This window comes from Bradyrhizobium sp. DN3 (assembly GCF_041357655.1).
Lineage (GTDB): Bacteria > Pseudomonadota > Alphaproteobacteria > Rhizobiales > Xanthobacteraceae > Bradyrhizobium.
In genome coordinates this window covers 106220-122122 of the sequence record NZ_JAULLN010000024.1, presented here as the reverse complement: position 1 = coordinate 122122, position 15903 = coordinate 106220, and the positions used below count along the sequence as shown (strand labels likewise).

13 protein-coding genes are annotated in these 15903 nt (G+C 64.4%); 4 read left to right on the top strand and 9 right to left on the bottom strand.

The window, feature by feature from the left end; all coding sequences use genetic code 11:
* Positions 1–98: 98 nt before the first annotated feature.
* Positions 99–359 carry a hypothetical protein gene (locus AAE027_RS30120; protein ID WP_370990724.1) on the bottom strand — a complete coding sequence of 87 codons (261 nt, stop codon included), beginning with the start codon at positions 357–359 and terminating at the stop codon, positions 99–101.
* Positions 360–580: 221 nt separating this feature from the next.
* On the opposite strand from AAE027_RS30120, the gene AAE027_RS30115 reads away from it, so the two are divergent.
* Entirely contained in the window at positions 581–2275 is a 1695-nt protein-coding gene (locus AAE027_RS30115; RefSeq protein ID WP_370990720.1) for an EAL domain-containing protein, read from the top strand.
* Between the two features lie 214 nt (positions 2276–2489).
* Here AAE027_RS30115 and AAE027_RS30110 read toward each other — a convergent pair whose 3' ends face one another.
* The 7 genes from AAE027_RS30110 to AAE027_RS30080 form a co-directional block, all read right to left on the bottom strand.
* Positions 2490–3998 (bottom strand): tripartite tricarboxylate transporter permease, encoded by a 1509-nt coding sequence (locus AAE027_RS30110; RefSeq protein ID WP_370990719.1) that lies wholly within the window; start codon positions 3996–3998, stop codon positions 2490–2492.
* A gap of 4 nt (positions 3999–4002) precedes the next feature.
* Positions 4003–4488, bottom strand: coding sequence for a tripartite tricarboxylate transporter TctB family protein (locus AAE027_RS30105; protein ID WP_370990718.1), 486 nt, complete (start codon positions 4486–4488; stop codon positions 4003–4005).
* Positions 4489–4644: 156 nt separating this feature from the next.
* Complete coding sequence (locus tag AAE027_RS30100) at positions 4645–5622, bottom strand: tripartite tricarboxylate transporter substrate binding protein (protein ID WP_370990717.1); 978 nt, start codon at positions 5620–5622, stop codon at positions 4645–4647.
* 204 nt (positions 5623–5826) lie between these two features.
* Positions 5827–8694 (bottom strand): PAS-domain containing protein, encoded by a 2868-nt coding sequence (locus tag AAE027_RS30095; RefSeq protein WP_370990716.1) that lies wholly within the window; start codon positions 8692–8694, stop codon positions 5827–5829.
* A 338-nt stretch (positions 8695–9032) separates the two neighbouring features.
* Positions 9033–9908: an acyl-CoA acyltransferase gene (locus tag AAE027_RS30090; protein WP_370990715.1), complete on the bottom strand. Its 876-nt coding sequence runs from the start codon at positions 9906–9908 to the stop codon at positions 9033–9035.
* A 41-nt stretch (positions 9909–9949) separates the two neighbouring features.
* Positions 9950–10930 carry an amino acid--[acyl-carrier-protein] ligase gene (locus AAE027_RS30085; RefSeq protein WP_370990714.1) on the bottom strand — a complete coding sequence of 327 codons (981 nt, stop codon included), beginning with the start codon at positions 10928–10930 and terminating at the stop codon, positions 9950–9952.
* 56 nt (positions 10931–10986) lie between these two features.
* Positions 10987–12204 (bottom strand): acyl-CoA dehydrogenase family protein, encoded by a 1218-nt coding sequence (locus AAE027_RS30080; protein WP_370990713.1) that lies wholly within the window; start codon positions 12202–12204, stop codon positions 10987–10989.
* Between the two features lie 356 nt (positions 12205–12560).
* Here AAE027_RS30080 and AAE027_RS30075 point away from each other — a divergent pair, with 356 nt between their 5' ends.
* The 3 genes from AAE027_RS30075 to mtnA all read left to right on the top strand — a co-directional run bounded on the left by AAE027_RS30075 (position 12561) and on the right by mtnA (position 15122).
* Positions 12561–12833 (top strand): phosphopantetheine-binding protein, encoded by a 273-nt coding sequence (locus AAE027_RS30075; RefSeq protein WP_370990712.1) that lies wholly within the window; start codon positions 12561–12563, stop codon positions 12831–12833.
* Between the two features lie 288 nt (positions 12834–13121).
* Complete coding sequence (locus AAE027_RS30070) at positions 13122–13997, top strand: S-methyl-5'-thioadenosine phosphorylase (RefSeq protein WP_370990711.1); 876 nt, start codon at positions 13122–13124, stop codon at positions 13995–13997.
* 18 nt (positions 13998–14015) lie between these two features.
* On the top strand, positions 14016–15122 hold the full coding sequence (gene mtnA, locus AAE027_RS30065) for an S-methyl-5-thioribose-1-phosphate isomerase (protein ID WP_370990710.1): 1107 nt from the start codon (positions 14016–14018) through the stop codon (positions 15120–15122).
* 133 nt (positions 15123–15255) lie between these two features.
* On the opposite strand, the gene AAE027_RS30060 is transcribed toward mtnA, so the two are convergent.
* A complete protein-coding gene (locus tag AAE027_RS30060; RefSeq protein WP_370990709.1) occupies positions 15256–15891 on the bottom strand; it encodes an HAD-IA family hydrolase in 636 nt (211 codons plus the stop codon).
* Positions 15892–15903 lie beyond the last annotated feature (12 nt).

Here is a 15903-nt window from a genome sequence, read left to right as displayed (position 1 = left end):
CGCCAGCCTTGAGGCCGGCCGATCGCCGGGCTACTTCAACACAGTTGCTCCCCGCAAGCGGGGAGAGGTAAGAAGCGCCGTCTCACTTCAAATCAATCTCAAGCCACCTGTCGTGTCCGCGCGCTGACGCTTTGCAGCGGCCGCTTGCTGCCATAGGCCATCTGCGCATCTTCGGACGAGGCGCGGCGGAGCCGGCTGGTCTGGGGCATGTGCTCGGCATTGGCGATCAGCTGGGTGACGAAGCTGGGATCGGGGCGCGGCAGCGGCGCCTTGTGGACCCACTGCAACGTCGGCATCACCGGCACGAGGGCCGTGCCTGTGCCGTTGTCCGCCGCGTCCGATCGATCAGTACTCAACATCGCAATCACCGTTGATCCGGCCGGATTGTCGCGTTTCGGGACGCTGGCGCCGGTGCGTGTCATGTACTCGCAAGCCCTATGCCGGCCGGGCCCGATTGGTTCCCCGGGGTCGGCAAACGTGGTTTCCAAATTGTTTATCAACTTTGCCTAGGGTCGAGCGCGAATCTGGCTTTATTCTGTGCCGGCTCAGGACTTTCCCACTGTCCCGAAACGAGGCGATTTTGACCCCAGCATTGCCGCAAGCCTCCGACATCCTGGCCGCGCTCGGCCAGGCCGTGTTCGCCTGGGACATCGCCAGCGACGTCATCGTCTGGGGTGAGCAGGTCAGCGCCGTCTTCCCGGGCATTCCCGCCGAGCGGCTCGCCACCGGGGCCGAATTCGCCAAGCTGATCGAGCCGGCGCAATCGCTGCGGACCGCTGCGCTGGCACAGACCTCCGCCGTGCACGGTGCCGACGGCACACCTTACCGGGTCGAGTACGGCGTGCGCATGAGCGCCTCCGATCCCGTGGTCTGGATCGAGGAGACCGGCCGCTGGTTTGCCGGTCCCGACGGCCGCCCCACGCGCGCGATCGGCTCCGTCCGCATCAACAATGAGCGTCATGCCCGCGACGAGGAATTGAGGAAGCTGGCCCGGCTCGATCCCTTGACCGGCGAGCTTAACCGCTCCCATCTGATCGCGTCGCTGGCCGAGGCGATCGAGGAGTCGACCCGCTTCCGCTCGACCGCAGCCTTCATGCTGGTCGGCATCGATCATCTCGCCCGCGTCAACGACGCCTTCGGCTTCGACGTCGCCGACGCGGTGATCCTCGACGTCGCCAAGCGCATTCGCGCGCGCTTGCGCGGCGGCGACGTGCTCGGCCGCTTCTCCGGCAACAAGTTCGGCCTGATCCTGAAGAACTGCACCGTCGACGACATGAACGTTGCCGCCGAGCGCTTCCTCGCCGGCATCCGCGACGAGGTGGTGCCGACGAAATCAGGCCCGGTCTCGGTCACCGCGTCGATCGGCGCGGTCAGCGTGCCACGCTATGCCCGCAACACCGATGAGGCGGTCAACCGCGCCCATGAGACGCTGGATGCCGCCAAAAGCCGCCGCGCCGGCTCGTTCGCGACATGGCGCCCGGATGCCGCGCGCGACGCGCAGCGCCGCGTCAATATCCGCGTCACCGACGAGATCGTCACCGCGCTGAACGAGCGCCGCATCAAGCTCGCCTATGAGCCGGTGGTCTCGGCCGCCTCGCGCGAACGCGCCTTCCACGAGTGCCTGGTGCGGATGGATCAGGGCGATGGCCAGGTGCTGCTCGCACCCGACATCGTGCCGGTCGCCGAACGGCTCGGCCTGATTCGCCTGGTCGATCATCGCGTGCTCGAGCTCGTGGTCGCCGAGCTTGCGGCCGCGCCCGACATCTGCCTCAGCCTCAACATCTCGCCTGATACGACCATGGATCCGGACTGGTGGGCGGGGATCGAATCGCTGATGCTGGCCCATCCCGGCGTCGCCGAGCGGCTGATCGTCGAGATCACCGAAACGGTCGCGATCCAGGACATCGACGACGTCCGCGGCTTTGTCACGCGGCTGAAGAATTTCGGCAGCCGCATTGCCATCGACGATTTCGGCGCCGGCTACACCTCCTTCAGGAACCTGCGCAAGCTCGGCGTCGACATCGTCAAGATCGACGGCGCCTTCGTCCAGAACGTCACGCGGTCCGCCGACGACCGCGCCTTCGTGCACACCTTGATCGATCTCGCCCGACGCCTCGACATCAAGACGGTCGCGGAATGGGTGCAGGACGAAGAGGCTGCAAGCATGCTGCGCGATTGGGGTTGCGACTACATCCAGGGCCGTTTGATCGGGCTGGCGTCTGCCGAGCGGCCGTGGGGCGTGGCGGCAGATAGCGCACTGCCCGCGGCGGGGTAGGAGCTATTCGCTCGCCAAGCTTGCGCACTCGCTTCCCCTCTCCCCTTGCGGGAGAGGGTGGCTCGCCGCGTAGCGGCGAGACGGGTGAGGGGTCTCCCTCCGCGAGTCGATTTCTTGCGATTGAGTTTGAGGAGACAACCCCTCATCCGGCGCTTTGCGCCACCTTCTCCCACAAGGGGAGAAGGAAGAGCTCGTGCAGCGGCTACGAAATCTCTCATGCCCCTTCGTCCAATGCCACCAGCTCGCGCTTCTTGCGCAGCGCGGGCAACAGCGGCGCGATCAGCAGCACCGTTGCGAGTGCAAGGCAGGCCGCCGAGATCGGCCGCTGCACGAAAGTCCAGAGATCGCCCTGCGACAGGATCAGCGACTTGCGCAGATTGTTCTCCAGCATCGGTCCGAGCACGAAGGCGAGTACCAGCGGCGCCGGCTCATAGCCGAGCTTGCGCATGAAATAGCCGATGATCCCGAACGCGATCATGACGTAGACGTCGAACACATTGTTGCTCGAGCAATAGACGCCCAGGATCGTGAACAGGATGATCAGCGGGAACAGGATGTTGTAGGGCAGCTTCAAGAGCTGCACCCACATGCCGATCATCGGCAGATTGAGGATCAGCAGCATGACATTGCCGATATACATGCTGGCGACGATGCCCCAGAACAGGCCGGGATTCTGCGTGATCAGCAGCGGTCCCGGCTGCAGGCCGTGAATGACGAAGGCGCCAAGCAGCAGCGCCATCACCACGTTCGGCGGGATGCCCAAGGTCATCAGCGGAATGAACGCGCCGCCGGCCGCCGCGTTGTTGGCGGATTCGGGGCCCGCGACGCCCTCGATCGCGCCGCGGCCGAACCGCTCCGGCGTTTTCGACAGCCGCTTCTCCAGCGCATAGGACGCGAACGAGGCCACCACGGCACCGCCGCCCGGCAGGATGCCGAGCAGAAAGCCGAGCAGGGTGCCGCGCGCCACCGGGCCGGCGCTCGCCTGCCAGTCGGTCTTGTTGGGCAAGAGCTGCGTTATCTTCGCGTTGATGATGTCGCGCTTGATCGCCTGCTCGGTGTTGAGCAGCACCTCGGCGACGCCGAACAGGCCCATCACGACGGGCACGAGGCCGATGCCGTCGATCAGCTCCATGCGGCCGAAGGTGAGGCGCGGCTGCGCGGTGATGCTGTCGAGGCCGATCAGGCCGAGCACGACGCCGATGCAGGCCATCAGAAGCGCCTTCGGCATCGAGCCCTGCGTGAGGAAGGTGAGCACGACGAGGCCGAGCACCATCAGGCTGAAATACTCGGCCGGGCCGAACGCGATGGCGATGCTGGCAAGCCTCGGCGCCACCAGCATCAGCGCGACCAGCGCAAAGGTGCCGGCGATGAAGGAGCCGAACGCGGAGATGCCGAGCGCGGGGCCGGCGCGGCCCTGCTTCGCCATCTGGTGGCCGTCGATGCAGGTGACGACGGAGGCCGCTTCGCCGGGGATGTTGACCAGGATCGAGGTGGTCGATCCGCCATACATCGAGCCGTAATAGATGCCGGCCATCATGATGATGCCGGATTCCGGCGTGCCCGACAGCGTCACCGGCAGCAGCAGCGACATCGCCGAGATCGGCCCGATGCCCGGCAGCACGCCGACAAGCGTGCCGATGAAGACACCGATGAAGCAATAGAGCAGGTTGATCCCGGTCAGCGCGACGCCGAACCCATGGGCGACATTGGCAAGCGTATCCATGCGATCAGCCGATCCCGAACAGGCCCGAGGGCAGCTGGATCAAAAGCAGCCGCTTGAGCACCCACCACATGCCTGATGGCACCAGCACCGCGATCGGAATCGCCAGCGTCCAGCGCACGGGATCGATCAGGCGCAACAGCAGCAGCATCAACGGGATCGACGACAACAGGAATCCCAGCGGCTCCAACGCGAACGAGAATGCAGTGAGGCAGGCGATGACGAGAAGCGGCTTGCTCCAGCGCACATTTTCCCAGCGCGAGACCAGCGTCGGTCCGCCCTCGGTGATGGCCGAGATGATGATGGAGGTTGCGAACACGCAGATCAGGATGCCCGTGTAGAACAGCACGTAGCCGGAGCCGGGATCATTGATGGTGCCGAGCTTGAGCTTCAGCCCCGACCAGATCACGAAGCCCCCCAGCGCGAGCCCGATCAGCCCGCCCCAAAGTTCGGAATTGCTGAGGCGGAGTTTGACGTTGGTTTGGTTGGTCATCGACGCCCTCTCGGCCGTTCCCCGGACGCTGCGCAGCGCGAAGCGGTGCGCTGCAGATCCGGGGTCCATGGATGCGTGGCAAGAGTGGGTCCCGGCTCTGCGGTGCACCGCTGAAGAGGCGCTGCACCGCGTCCGGGACACGGAGGTGGGTCAGTTCTACTTCTTCGCAAGTCCGAGCGTGTCGATCACCTTGCGCTCGGACTCGGTGACCTCGACGACGAACTTCTTGTAGTCCTCGGTGTTCTTGTAGTTCGGCACCATGTCGTATTTGGCGAGCGTTGCCACAACGGCGGGGTCCTCGACCGCCTTCTTGAAGGCATCGTGCAGCTTGGCGACGATTTTCGGATCCATTCCCTTCGGGCCGGCGATGCCAAACGGGGAATCATAGACCATGGGATAGCCGAGCTCCTTCAGCGTCGGTACATCAGGGTAATTCGGCGATCGGGCCCCGGTCCACACCATCAACAACCGCAGCTTGCCGGCATCGACCAGCGGCCGCCATCCCGTGGAGTCCGCCTGCAGCATCGTATGCTGCCCCAGGACCGCGGCGTTGGTTTCCGCGCCGCCTTTGAATGGTACCTGCGTGAGCTTGATGCCGGACATCGCGGCAATCTGCTCCATGCCGATATGCAGCGAGGTGCCGGTGCCCGGCGTCGCGTAGGTCACCTTGCCCGGGTTCGCCTTGGCGAACTCCACCACGTCCTTCCAGCTCTTGAACTGGGATTCCGCATTGGTGGTGACGCCGAAGGTATAGCCGGTGAGATGGATGACGTAGGTAAAATCCTTCGCCGGATCCCACGACACCTCCTGCATCAGAGGCAGGCGGAAGACGGTGATCGGGATCTGCGAGATGGTGTAGCCGTCCGGCTTCGCGCCCGCGGCCATGGTCGCAGGTCCCACGGTGCCGCCGCCACCGGCCTTGTTGTCGATCACGATGGGCTGTCCCAGAACCTTCGAAGCGCTGTCGGCGATCGCGCGCATCGAGATGTCGGTCGAACCGCCGGCCGGCCATGGCACGATCAGCGTGATCGGCTTGGTCGGATAGTCCTGCGCACTGGCGGCAGTGGAGAGCACTGCACCCATGACCGCATGTATGGCGGCCAAGGCAATCGTCTTCAGCCCGTATCGCGACATCGAAACGCCTCCCTCGCAGCGGCCTCGCTTGGGCCGCCGTCTCTCGTTCTTGTGGGGCGATTGTTTCCGAAATCACGAGAGAAGAAAAGCGCCATTGCGCGTGTGCCAGGCCAGCGCGAGACGGCAATTCCGCCGGAAACCATCCATGCGACAATTGGTCGTTTGGCAGCGTGCCGAGATACGGAATTTGAGTGGGGAAAGCTGCTACGCCACGCGGCGGACTGCGCTCAGCGTCTCGATGGTACGGCCGACCTCGGCCGCCGGGCACGGCTTGCCGAAATAATAGCCCTGAACGGCGGTGCAGCCGCATTCGCGCACGAAGTCGAGTTGCTCCGCGGTCTCTACACCCTCCGCCGTAGTCTCGACGCCGAGCACGGAGCCGAGGCTGGCGATGGTGCGGACGATGGCTACGCTTTCCGGGCTTTCGCCGAGCGTGCCGACGAAAGAGCGGTCGATCTTGATGCGGTCGAACGGAAATTTGCGCAAATAGCTCAGCGAGGAATAGCCGACGCCGAAATCGTCGAGGCTGACCCGCACGCCGAGTGCGCGGAGCTGGTGCAGGATCTCGATCGTCGCCTCGCTGTCGTCGAGCAGCGCCGTCTCGGTGACTTCGAGCTCGAGCCGTTGTGGCGGCAGGCCGGCTTCCGCAAGTGCGCTCGTGACCATCGCCACCAGGCCGCGCGAGCGGAACTGCACCGGCGACAGGTTTACCGCGACGGTGACCTCGGGCCAGGAGACGGCGGTCGCACAGGCGGTGCGCAGCACCCATTCGCCGATCGGGACGATCAGCCCGGTCTCTTCCGCGATCGGAATGAATTCGGCCGGCGAGACGAAGCCGCGCGAGGGATGCTTCCAACGCAACAGCGCTTCGAAGCCGGTGAGCTCGGAGCTGTCGAGCCGTACCTGCGGCTGGAACACGAGATTGAATTCACGTGCCTCCAACGCGCCGCGCAGATCCTGCTCCAGCGCGTGCCGGCTGCGCGCCTCCTCTTCCATCTCGGGCTCGAACAGCTGGTAGGCGCCGCGTCCCTTTGCCTTGGCCTGGTAGAGGGCGAGGTCGGCGCATTTCATCAGCTCGTCGGCATCAAGCCCGTGATCGGGCGCGATCGCGATGCCGACGGAGACGCCGACATGGATCGACTGACTTTCCAGCGGCGGCGGATGGCCGATGATCTCGACCAGGCGACGAGCGAGCTTTTCAGCTGCTTGCGGCTGCGGTCCGCGCTGGAGTACGGCAAACTCGTCGCCGCCGAGCCGCGCGACGGTATCATGCTCGCCGACATTCTCCTTCAGTCGCGCCGCAACCCAGCGCAGCAGGCGATCGCCTGCGGCGTGGCCGAGGCGATCGTTGACGGTCTTAAAATTATCGAGGTCGAAGCACAGCACGGCCATCGCGCCGCCGGCGATCGCGACCTGGTTCAGCCCCTCGCTCATCTTCTCGCGGAACAGCGTGCGGTTGGGCAGGTCGGTCAGCGAATCGTGGCGCGCCATGTGCGCGACGCGGGCCTGGGCCTTGTGGCGCTCGGTGACGTCCTCATAGGTGACGACCCAGCCGCCAAGCTCCATCCGCTTGTGATTGAGCTTGATGATGCGGCCATCGTTCAAATGGCGGTGCAGCGTGTGCTCGCCCTCGCGCAGCCTCTCGACATAGTCGGCATAGAGCCGCGCGCCTGTGGTGTTCGGATGAATGCCCAGTTCGCAGCTATGCTCCATGATCTCGCGCATCGAGACGCCCGGTTTCACGATCTCGGGCGACAGCCCGTACATCTCGATATAGCGGCGGTTGCAGACGATGATGCGCAGGCTCGAATCGAGCATGCACAGCCCCTGGCTCATGTTGTTCAGTGCGGCGTCGAAACGTCGATACTGCTCGCTCAGCTCCTCAACCGCGCGTTCGCGTTCGGTGATGTCCTCGTAGGTGGCGGCGAAGCCGCCGTCTGGCTGCGCGCAGTAACGCACCGAGATCACGGAGCCATTGGACATGCGCCGTCGCATCGACGAGGAATCGCGGTTCGCGATTCTCGCGCTGGCGGCTTCCAGGAGCTGCTGCGGGCTGTATTCGGAAGCGAACGCGCCGTTCGCCATCGAACGCTCGATCAGCTCGGAAAGATGCGTGCCGGGCCGGGTCTCCTCGGGCGACAGCCGGTAGATCTTGCGGTAGTTCGTGTTGCAGACGCGGAGCCGCATGTCGCTGTCGTAGAAGGCGAGTCCGTGCGCCATGTTCTCCAGCGCTGCATCGAGGATGAAGTTCTGCTTCCTCAGCGTCTCCTCGTATTGCAGCCGCTCGGTGACGTCTTCGTGCACCGTCACCCAGCCGCCGTCGGGCAGGAAGCGGGAGACCGCCTGCACCATCCGCCCGTCATAGCGCATCACCAGCAGGGTTTTCGCCTTCCTGGCGCGCACGTCGTCCAGCCTGGTGTCATGGAATTCATCGGCCGACATGCCCGGCAGGTTGCCGCGCGAAAGCCAGTGGTCGATGGCCGCGCTGTGCGTGACGCCCGGCTTCATGATCTCGGGGTCGAGGTTGTAGAGCTTCAGGAAACGTTCGTTGCAGACGACGACGCGGCTGTCGGCATCGTACATGATGAGGCCGTGCGACATGTTTGCGAGCGCGTGCTGGCTGCGCTCCGTCTGCACGCGCAATTCCGCCTCGAGCCGTGCGAGACGAGTGACGTCGTCGCAGATCGTCATCCAGCCGCCGCCGGGAAGAGGCTTCAACTCGAGCGCCATGACGAGGCCGCTTGCAAGCCGCTGTTCGGTGCGGAACGGTTTGCCCGCTGCGATTTGCGCAATCCGCGCCGAATACAACGCATCAAGCTCGTCCTGGGGGAAGTTTCCGCGTGTCGCGCTGTGGGCAAGCACCTCGCGATAGCTCGTGCCCACCCGCACGATATCGGCCGACATGTCGAACAGCGTGAGATAGCGCTGATTGACCAGCACGATCCGGTTGTCGGCATCGTAGACGCAGACGCCCTGCTCCATGTGGTCGAGCGCAAGCTGGCCGAGCGCGATCAGGGCCGCGGGGGCCTGTTCGCGGTGTGCACCATGCTCATTGTCGCAGGTCGACGTCATGGGAGTCGCGGATCTCGGCGGGCAATAGACTTAACGCAACGTAATTCAGCTGCCGAGGGTAGCGAAGAGGCCGGAAAATTCCCTTAAGCGCAGTAGTTTACGGAGAGTGACTGGCGATGCGGAGACGCGTGTATCTCGGGGCCGGAATGCGCCCAACATTGCCCGTCGTCCCGGCGAAGGCCGGGACCCATAACCACAGCGAGAAGCTTGGCGGAGATCGGTAGTGAAGAGGTTTGGTACAAACACCGGCGCCTATCGATAGATCACGCGGTATGGGTCCCGGCCCCCCGTGCGCAATTGCGCACTAGGCCGGGACGATAATACGGGATAGATTAGCGCTACGGCCCGTACAGCACGAGCTCCGTATCGGTGAGATCGGCAAGCTGTGGCCGATGCGGGCCCTTGAAATATTTGCGGCCGCGGCGCTCTGTGTAGAGGCCGATGAGGCCGGGAAGCGGGCTGTTGCAATCGACGGCCACCGAGATTTTGCCGAACCGCAGCAGCAGCCGGCCGATCCGGCCGGCGCAGGCGGCATATTCGGCGATGTTGCGGCAGTAGATCAGTTTCATCGCGGGCGGCGCGATGAAGCCGCGGCGGATGCGCACCGGTTGCAGGATGAAGGGGAACGTTCCCTGCGGCGTGCGGCAGACCAGGCTGAGGCAATTGTAGCGTGCATGACGCGTCAAGAGCTCGGTCTCTGTGTCGGAAAGCCCTTCGATCGCCTTGGCGTGCTGCGAGATCACCTCGATCTTGCTCCAGCGCGGGGCGCGCGCCAGCGCGGGCACCGAGAAGAAGATGCCGCGGCAGTAATCACGAAAGCCCTGCGTCTCGATGATGGGCCAGGTCCACGGCGCCGGGCTGATGTTGAGGTAAGTGACGTCCTTGTGCCGCTGCGCAATCTTGGTCAGCAGCGGCGCGTAGTTGCGATAGGTGGGATCGACATACCAGCTCGACAAATTGCACTGGATGGCGGTCTCTTCGCCGTTTTTGCGCGCCGTGTAGATCAGCAGCAGCACGCCGACCGGCGTGCCGTCATCCTCGAGCATGTAGCCGAAGCGCGGATAGCCCTCCGGCACGGTCCGGAAAGCCTGCCGGCGCAGGCCCTGGATCCAATAGTCACGCGAGCGGCCGACGAAGCCGCGCGTCAGCAGGTCCGCGATGGCTTCGACATCGGACTCGGTGATTTCGCGGCATCGGACCTTGGTGTGGATCACGCTCGTCTTGCCCGTGGAAATGATCGGCCTCGTGAGTTCCGTTAGCGCCAGCCTTCGCCATGGGCCTCGGCCGCAACATGCGGCTGTAAGCCCAGGACGTCGCGCACCTTGGCCGGCCAAGCGGCGGTATCAGTGCCGTGGGTGTGGAACATGGCGACCGCGAGCCGGTCCATGCCGAAGGCAACGCAGCCGGTGTGGGCCGGCTCGCCATTGGCGTCCCTAATGCCCCAGGTCGTGCCGAAATGCTCGCGGTGATAGTTGAAGCTCATGCAGGCGGTCGGCTGCTCTTCGGAGCGCAGCGGGATCAGGAGCTCGAACTTCAGCTGCTGCTGTTTCTGGCTCACCGCCTTCATCTGGCCGACGCGGCCGAAGAAGGGATCGCTGGCATAGTCGACGCGGAAGGTGAGACCGAGGTCGCGCGCGATCGCCTGTGCGCGGACCATCCAGCGTTCGCGGAAATCGGCGACGTCATCGGGGCTGCCAATGCAGACATATTCGCGCATCCGGAACGATTGCAGCCGGTCGAGATGCTTCGACGGCTCGCGGCGGAAGCAGTCGGCGGCGACGTCGAAGCGCAGACCGCCCTTCGGCAATTGGCCGCGGCTCGCCGCGATCGGGTAGACGGGATAGCAGGCGGCCGGCGACAGCACGAGGTCGGCCGGCGAGAGCGATGAGGTCCAGTCGCCACCGGCATCGAAGCGGCTCACCGCGGCGTTGATCTCGCGTTCGGTGCCGTGCAGGCCGCAGACGCAGCCGAGCAGGTTCGGAAAGCTCTTGAGGTAGCCGGACTTCTCCAGCTGAGCCCGGCTCATCACCGGCGGAAAGCGCATCACCTCGGTTCCGGCCTCGCGATGGCCAGTGATCAGCGTGGCGAGCTTCTCGACGATGCCTTCATAGAGCGCGGTGCGAGCGTAGACCCCGTCCGAGCCCATGCGGTGGAACAGCTTGTCGGCGAGATGATCGAGCGGATCGATGATCTGCGGTGCGGTGTCGGGCGAATTGGGGAGGACGGCAATATTCATGGGTCGATATCCTGCTATCTCAAAATTGTTCTTGTTGGTTCAGTCGCCAAGGCACGTTAGTCACGAAGGCTCATTGGCACGCCGCTCATCAGCATCGATGTCGCGGCGTTGGCGAGGATACGGTCGTTGTTGATCATGATCGGCGACGACAGCACGTCGCGCAGGTGGCGGCCCATCGTGAATTCGCCGTCGTTGCGGTAGCCGGAAAGACCCGCGGTGCGCATCGCATGCATCACCGTCTCGACCGCGAGCTCGGAAGCCTGCACCTTCAAAAGCGTGATCGAGGACTGGAAGTCGAGCGAGCCGAGCGCGCGCTCGTCATGCTCGGCGCGGTCGAAAGCGTCGATATTGGCTGCTATCAGCGCGCGCAGCTTGGCGAGCGACATCTTGGCGGCGGTGAAATGCGCCGCGGCCGGCGGCATTTGTCCGCCGGAGCTGCGGGCCGCCTTGCGGATGAAGGCCTGCGCGCGGGTCACCGCGGCGGCGGCAATGCCGGCCCAAGCCGACGACCAGCACAAATGCGCGAACGGCGTCATGGTCTGGGCGTGGATCTTGTCGTAGGATTCCGGGAAGACGCGGTCGGCGGGGCAATCGACCTTCAGCTCGAAACCGGTCGAGCAGGTACCGCGCATGCCGAGCGTTTCCCAGCCCAGCGTCCGCTTCAGCGAATAATCGTCCTTGGCGAGCGCCAGCAGCACTTGGTCCGAGGCAGCAGCGTCAGTGGCGCGGCGGGCGATGGTGACGAGGCCGTCGGCCTCGGCGCCGTAGGAGATCACGGTGGCGTCGCGGACCAGCGACACGGTATCGCCGGCGTGATCGACGGCGGCGGCGCTGGCGCGGATGTTGCCGCCGTTCTGGCCTTCGGTGGTGGAGGAGGCGAGCAGCCACTGATCGCGGGCGACCCGGCGCATCATGGTTTCCATCCAGGGGATGCCGTGGCCGTGCCTGACGACGCAGGCGACCTTGGTCTGGTGCATTGCGTAGATCATCGCAGTGGAGGCGCACGCGCGCCCGAGCGTGTAGCAGACATCGGTGACGTCATAGATCGAAGCGCCGAAGCCGCCGAACTCGACCGGGATCATGACGCCGAGCAGCTTTTGCTCACGCGCGACCTCGAAAGCTTTGTGGGGGAAGCGGGCGTCGCGATCGACCCCGTCTGCATCGGCCGCTGCGGCAGCGGCGGTCCGGGCGGCACGCTCGATCAGGGAGGGACCCTGCTCGAGAAAGCTCGTCTGCGTTTCGTCGACAGTGAGGACTGCTTCACGCACGTTCATTCTCGTCCGCCTCCGGTTTGCCGTTCGAGATCGCCGCCATCATTCGCGATGCCGCCAGCGATCCTCCGACCATCTTTGCTTGTAAGACGAGGCTACGGATTTAATTCAAATTCGTCGATGAAATAGAGGGTAAACAAATCCCAATTCCGAACGAACAGTTAAGGTCCGGTTGTTTGCATCACCGGAATTTCCGCGGTCGCGTTAGTGATCTGGAAGAGGTCTGAATTTTAGTCAATCTGAGTCATCGTTTACTAAGAAAAGCGAAGTAACCCTCGCGCCCATTGCGGGATCGACTGGCCGTGCCCATCGTAGCCGGCAGTCCGGTCCGCCTCCGATAGACAGATGGGAATTTGCCGATGCAGGCCTTCGATACCGACGTGCGCGATCGCATCATCAAGCTGGTGAAGGGCATCCTCGAACAGAACTCGCTCACCGCGGACATCACGCCACAGGCGAAGCTCGTGGACGTTGGCCTGACTTCGATGGACATGGTCAATCTGATGCTCGGCGTCGAGGCCGAGTTCGACTTCACCATCCCGCAAGCCGAGATCACGCCGGAGAACTTCCAGTCCGTCGAAACGCTGGAGCGGATGGTCGCGACCCAGCTGCAGCCGGCAACGGCGGCTTAGTTAAACGCGCCAATCTCACAGCGTCGTCCCGGCGCAGGCCGGGACCCATACCGCGTGATCTATCGGTTGCGAACGGTCGTTGTACCGAGCGACGAGTCTTAGCCAAACTACTCCCTGGGGTTATGGGTCCCGGCCCCCGTGCGCAATTGCGCACTAGGCCGGGACGACTTCGAGTGTGAGGCGCGCTCCTCACAGTCCCTCCATCCCCTCTCCACCCCCCGTTTCAAATCCGCTGCAAAACTGGCATAGCTTAACCATGTCGCACGTGGCGGACGGGATGGAGCAGGCATGACGCAGGCGGTATTGGGCATCATCGGCGGCTCCGGCATCTATGATCTGCCGGGCCTGGAGGGCGCGCGCGAAGAGGTGATCAAGAGCCCCTGGGGAGAGCCGTCCGCGCCCGTGCGGCGCGGCACCATGGCGGGCCTGCCGGTCGTGTTCCTGCCGCGGCACGACAAGGGCCATCGGCTGTCGCCCTCCGACATCAACTATCGCGCCAATATCGACGTTCTGAAGCGGGCCGGCGTCACCGACCTGATCTCGCTGTCGGCCTGCGGTTCCTTTAGGGAGGAACTGCCGCCCGGCACCTTCGTTCTCATCGATCAGTTCGTCGATCGCACCCACAAGCGCGAGAGCTCGTTCTTCGGCAAGGGTTGCGTCGCGCATGTGTCGATGGCGCATCCGGTCTCGCCGCGGCTGCGCATTCACCTGGCCGCAGCCGCCGAGGCCGAGGGCATCGCAATCGCGCGGACCGGTACCTATGTCTGCATGGAAGGGCCGCAATTCTCTACCTATGCGGAAAGCATGACGTACAAGACGCTGGGCTACTCCGTGATCGGCATGACCAACATGCCCGAGGCGAAGCTCGCGCGTGAGGCGGAGCTCTGTTACGCCACCGTCGCGATGGTGACGGATTTCGATTGCTGGCATCCCGACCACGATGCGGTCACCGTGCAGGATATCATCCGTGTGCTGAACTCGAATGCCGACAAGGCGAAAGCGCTGGTGGCGCGGCTGGCGAGGGATTTTCCGCGCGAGCACGAGTCGTGCCCAATCGGTTCGGATCGTGCGCTCGACACTGCGCTGATCACGGCGCCCGAGGCGCGTGATCCCGAGCTTTTGAAGAAGCTCGATGCGGTGGCAGGGCGCATCCTGCGTGGTTGAGACGAAAGGCAGAATGCCATGAAGGTCGACGGCAAGCATTTTCGCAGCATCTGGCGTGAGCGTGACGGCTGGTCGGTCGGCGCGATCGACCAGCGCAGGCTGCCCCACGAGTTCGTCATTGCGAAGCTGACGTCATGCGAAGACGCGGCAGTCGCCATCCACGACATGCTGGTGCGCGGCGCGCCGCTGATCGGCGCCACCGCGGCTTATGGCATGGCGCTCGCGATGCGCGAGGACGCCTCCGACGCCGGCCTGAAGCGTGCCTATGAGACGCTCGTCGTGGCGCGGCCGACCGCGATCAATCTGAAATGGGCGCTAGACGAGATGCGCGCGGCACTGGCGCCGATCGATCCGGTCGAACGGGCGGAGGCGGCCTACGCGCGTGCCGACGAGATCGTCGAACAGGACGTCGAGATCAACCGCGGCATCGCCGGCAATGGCCTGAAGCTGATCGAGGCGATTGCAGCAAAGAAGCCCGGCGAGGTGGTCAATGTCCTGACTCATTGCAACGCCGGCTGGCTTGCGACGGTCGACTGGGGCACGGCGACGGCGCCGATCTATCTCGCGCATGAGCGCGGCATCAAGGTCCATGTTTGGGTCGACGAGACCCGTCCGCGCAACCAGGGCGCCTCGCTGACCGCCTGGGAACTGGGCCATCACGGCGTGCCGCACACGGTGATCCCGGACAATACTGGCGGCCATCTGATGCAGCACGGCATGGTCGATCTCGCCATCGTCGGCACCGACCGCGTCGCCGCCAATGGCGATGTCTGCAACAAGATCGGCACCTATCTGAAGGCGCTCGCCGCGCATGACAATAGTGTGCCGTTCTACGTTGCGCTGCCGTCGCCGACGATCGATTTCGCCGTTCATGATGGCATCCGCGACATCCCGATCGAGCAGCGCAGCGGCGTGGAGGTCACCGACATGACCGGCCGCACCGCCGACGGCCGGCTGGAGACGGTCCGCATCGTGCCGGAGGGTTCGCCGGTCGCGAATTATGCGTTCGATGTCACACCGGCGCGTCTCGTCACTGGCCTGATCACGGAGCGCGGCGTGCTGAAGGCGGATCGTGAATCGCTCGCGGCCGCCTTTCCCGAGCGGATCGCCGCCGCGGCGGAATAGTTCTATCCCGTAGGGTGGGCAAAGGCGCATCGCGCCGTGTCCACCATCTTCATTCCGCGCCGCGCGAGCTTGGTGGGCACGCTTTCGCTTTGCCCACCCTACGGCTGCGCTCGCAATGACGGAGAATGACGCGCTAGCTCAGCTTCAGCCCCGTCGCGGCCTCGAGCTCGGCGATGGCCTGGGCTCCGCTCGTCACCTTGATCGTGGTCATGCCCATCTCGCGCGCGGGTTTGAGATTGACGCCGAGATCGTCGAGATAGACGCAATTCTTCGGATCGACCTTCAGCGTCTCAACCATCAGCTTGTAGATGCGTGGATCGGGCTTGCGCAGGCCGATCTTGGCGGATTCGATGACGTGATCGAACAGCACCATCACCTCGGCGATGTAGAGGGAACGTCCCGTCATGCTGCCGATGGCGTTGGCCGGCAAATTGTTGGTGATGCAGCCGGTTCTGAATTGCGCCTTGATGCGCTTCAACGCCCCGACCATCTCGGGACGCAGATCGCCCTGGAGCAGCGGCAGCACGTCGCGGCCGCGCACCTCCGCGCCAAGTGCACGTGATTCCTCGGCGAACAAATGATCGAATGCGTCGATATCCACCTCGGCGCGCTCGAACCTGGCCCAGGCATTTTCCAGATGGTTGGCGGCGTTGGTTCGCCGGATGATGTCGATGGGCAGGCCGCGTTCGGTCTCGAACCGGGCGAACGCCTCGAACGGCGAGCTCGTCAACACGCCGCCAAAATCAAAGATCACAGCTTCGATCGTCAAGGTCCCGCCCTC

Bases quoted from the DNA above. Each gene is read 5' to 3' on its own strand.
- AAE027_RS30075 (WP_370990712.1), top strand. From the start codon at position 12,561: ATGCAGGCCTTCGATACCGACGTGCGCGATCGCATCATCAAGCTGGTG.
- AAE027_RS30100 (WP_370990717.1), bottom strand. From the start codon at position 5,622: ATGTCGCGATACGGGCTGAAGACGATTGCCTTGGCCGCCATACATGCG.
- AAE027_RS30110 (WP_370990719.1), bottom strand. From the start codon at position 3,998: ATGGATACGCTTGCCAATGTCGCCCATGGGTTCGGCGTCGCGCTGACC.
- AAE027_RS30080 (WP_370990713.1), bottom strand. From the start codon at position 12,204: ATGAACGTGCGTGAAGCAGTCCTCACTGTCGACGAAACGCAGACGAGC.
- mtnA (WP_370990710.1), top strand. From the start codon at position 14,016: ATGAAGGTCGACGGCAAGCATTTTCGCAGCATCTGGCGTGAGCGTGAC.
- AAE027_RS30070 (WP_370990711.1), top strand. From the start codon at position 13,122: ATGACGCAGGCGGTATTGGGCATCATCGGCGGCTCCGGCATCTATGAT.
- AAE027_RS30095 (WP_370990716.1), bottom strand. From the start codon at position 8,694: ATGACGTCGACCTGCGACAATGAGCATGGTGCACACCGCGAACAGGCC.
- AAE027_RS30120 (WP_370990724.1), bottom strand. From the start codon at position 359: ATGTTGAGTACTGATCGATCGGACGCGGCGGACAACGGCACAGGCACG.
- AAE027_RS30105 (WP_370990718.1), bottom strand. From the start codon at position 4,488: ATGACCAACCAAACCAACGTCAAACTCCGCCTCAGCAATTCCGAACTT.
- AAE027_RS30085 (WP_370990714.1), bottom strand. From the start codon at position 10,930: ATGAATATTGCCGTCCTCCCCAATTCGCCCGACACCGCACCGCAGATC.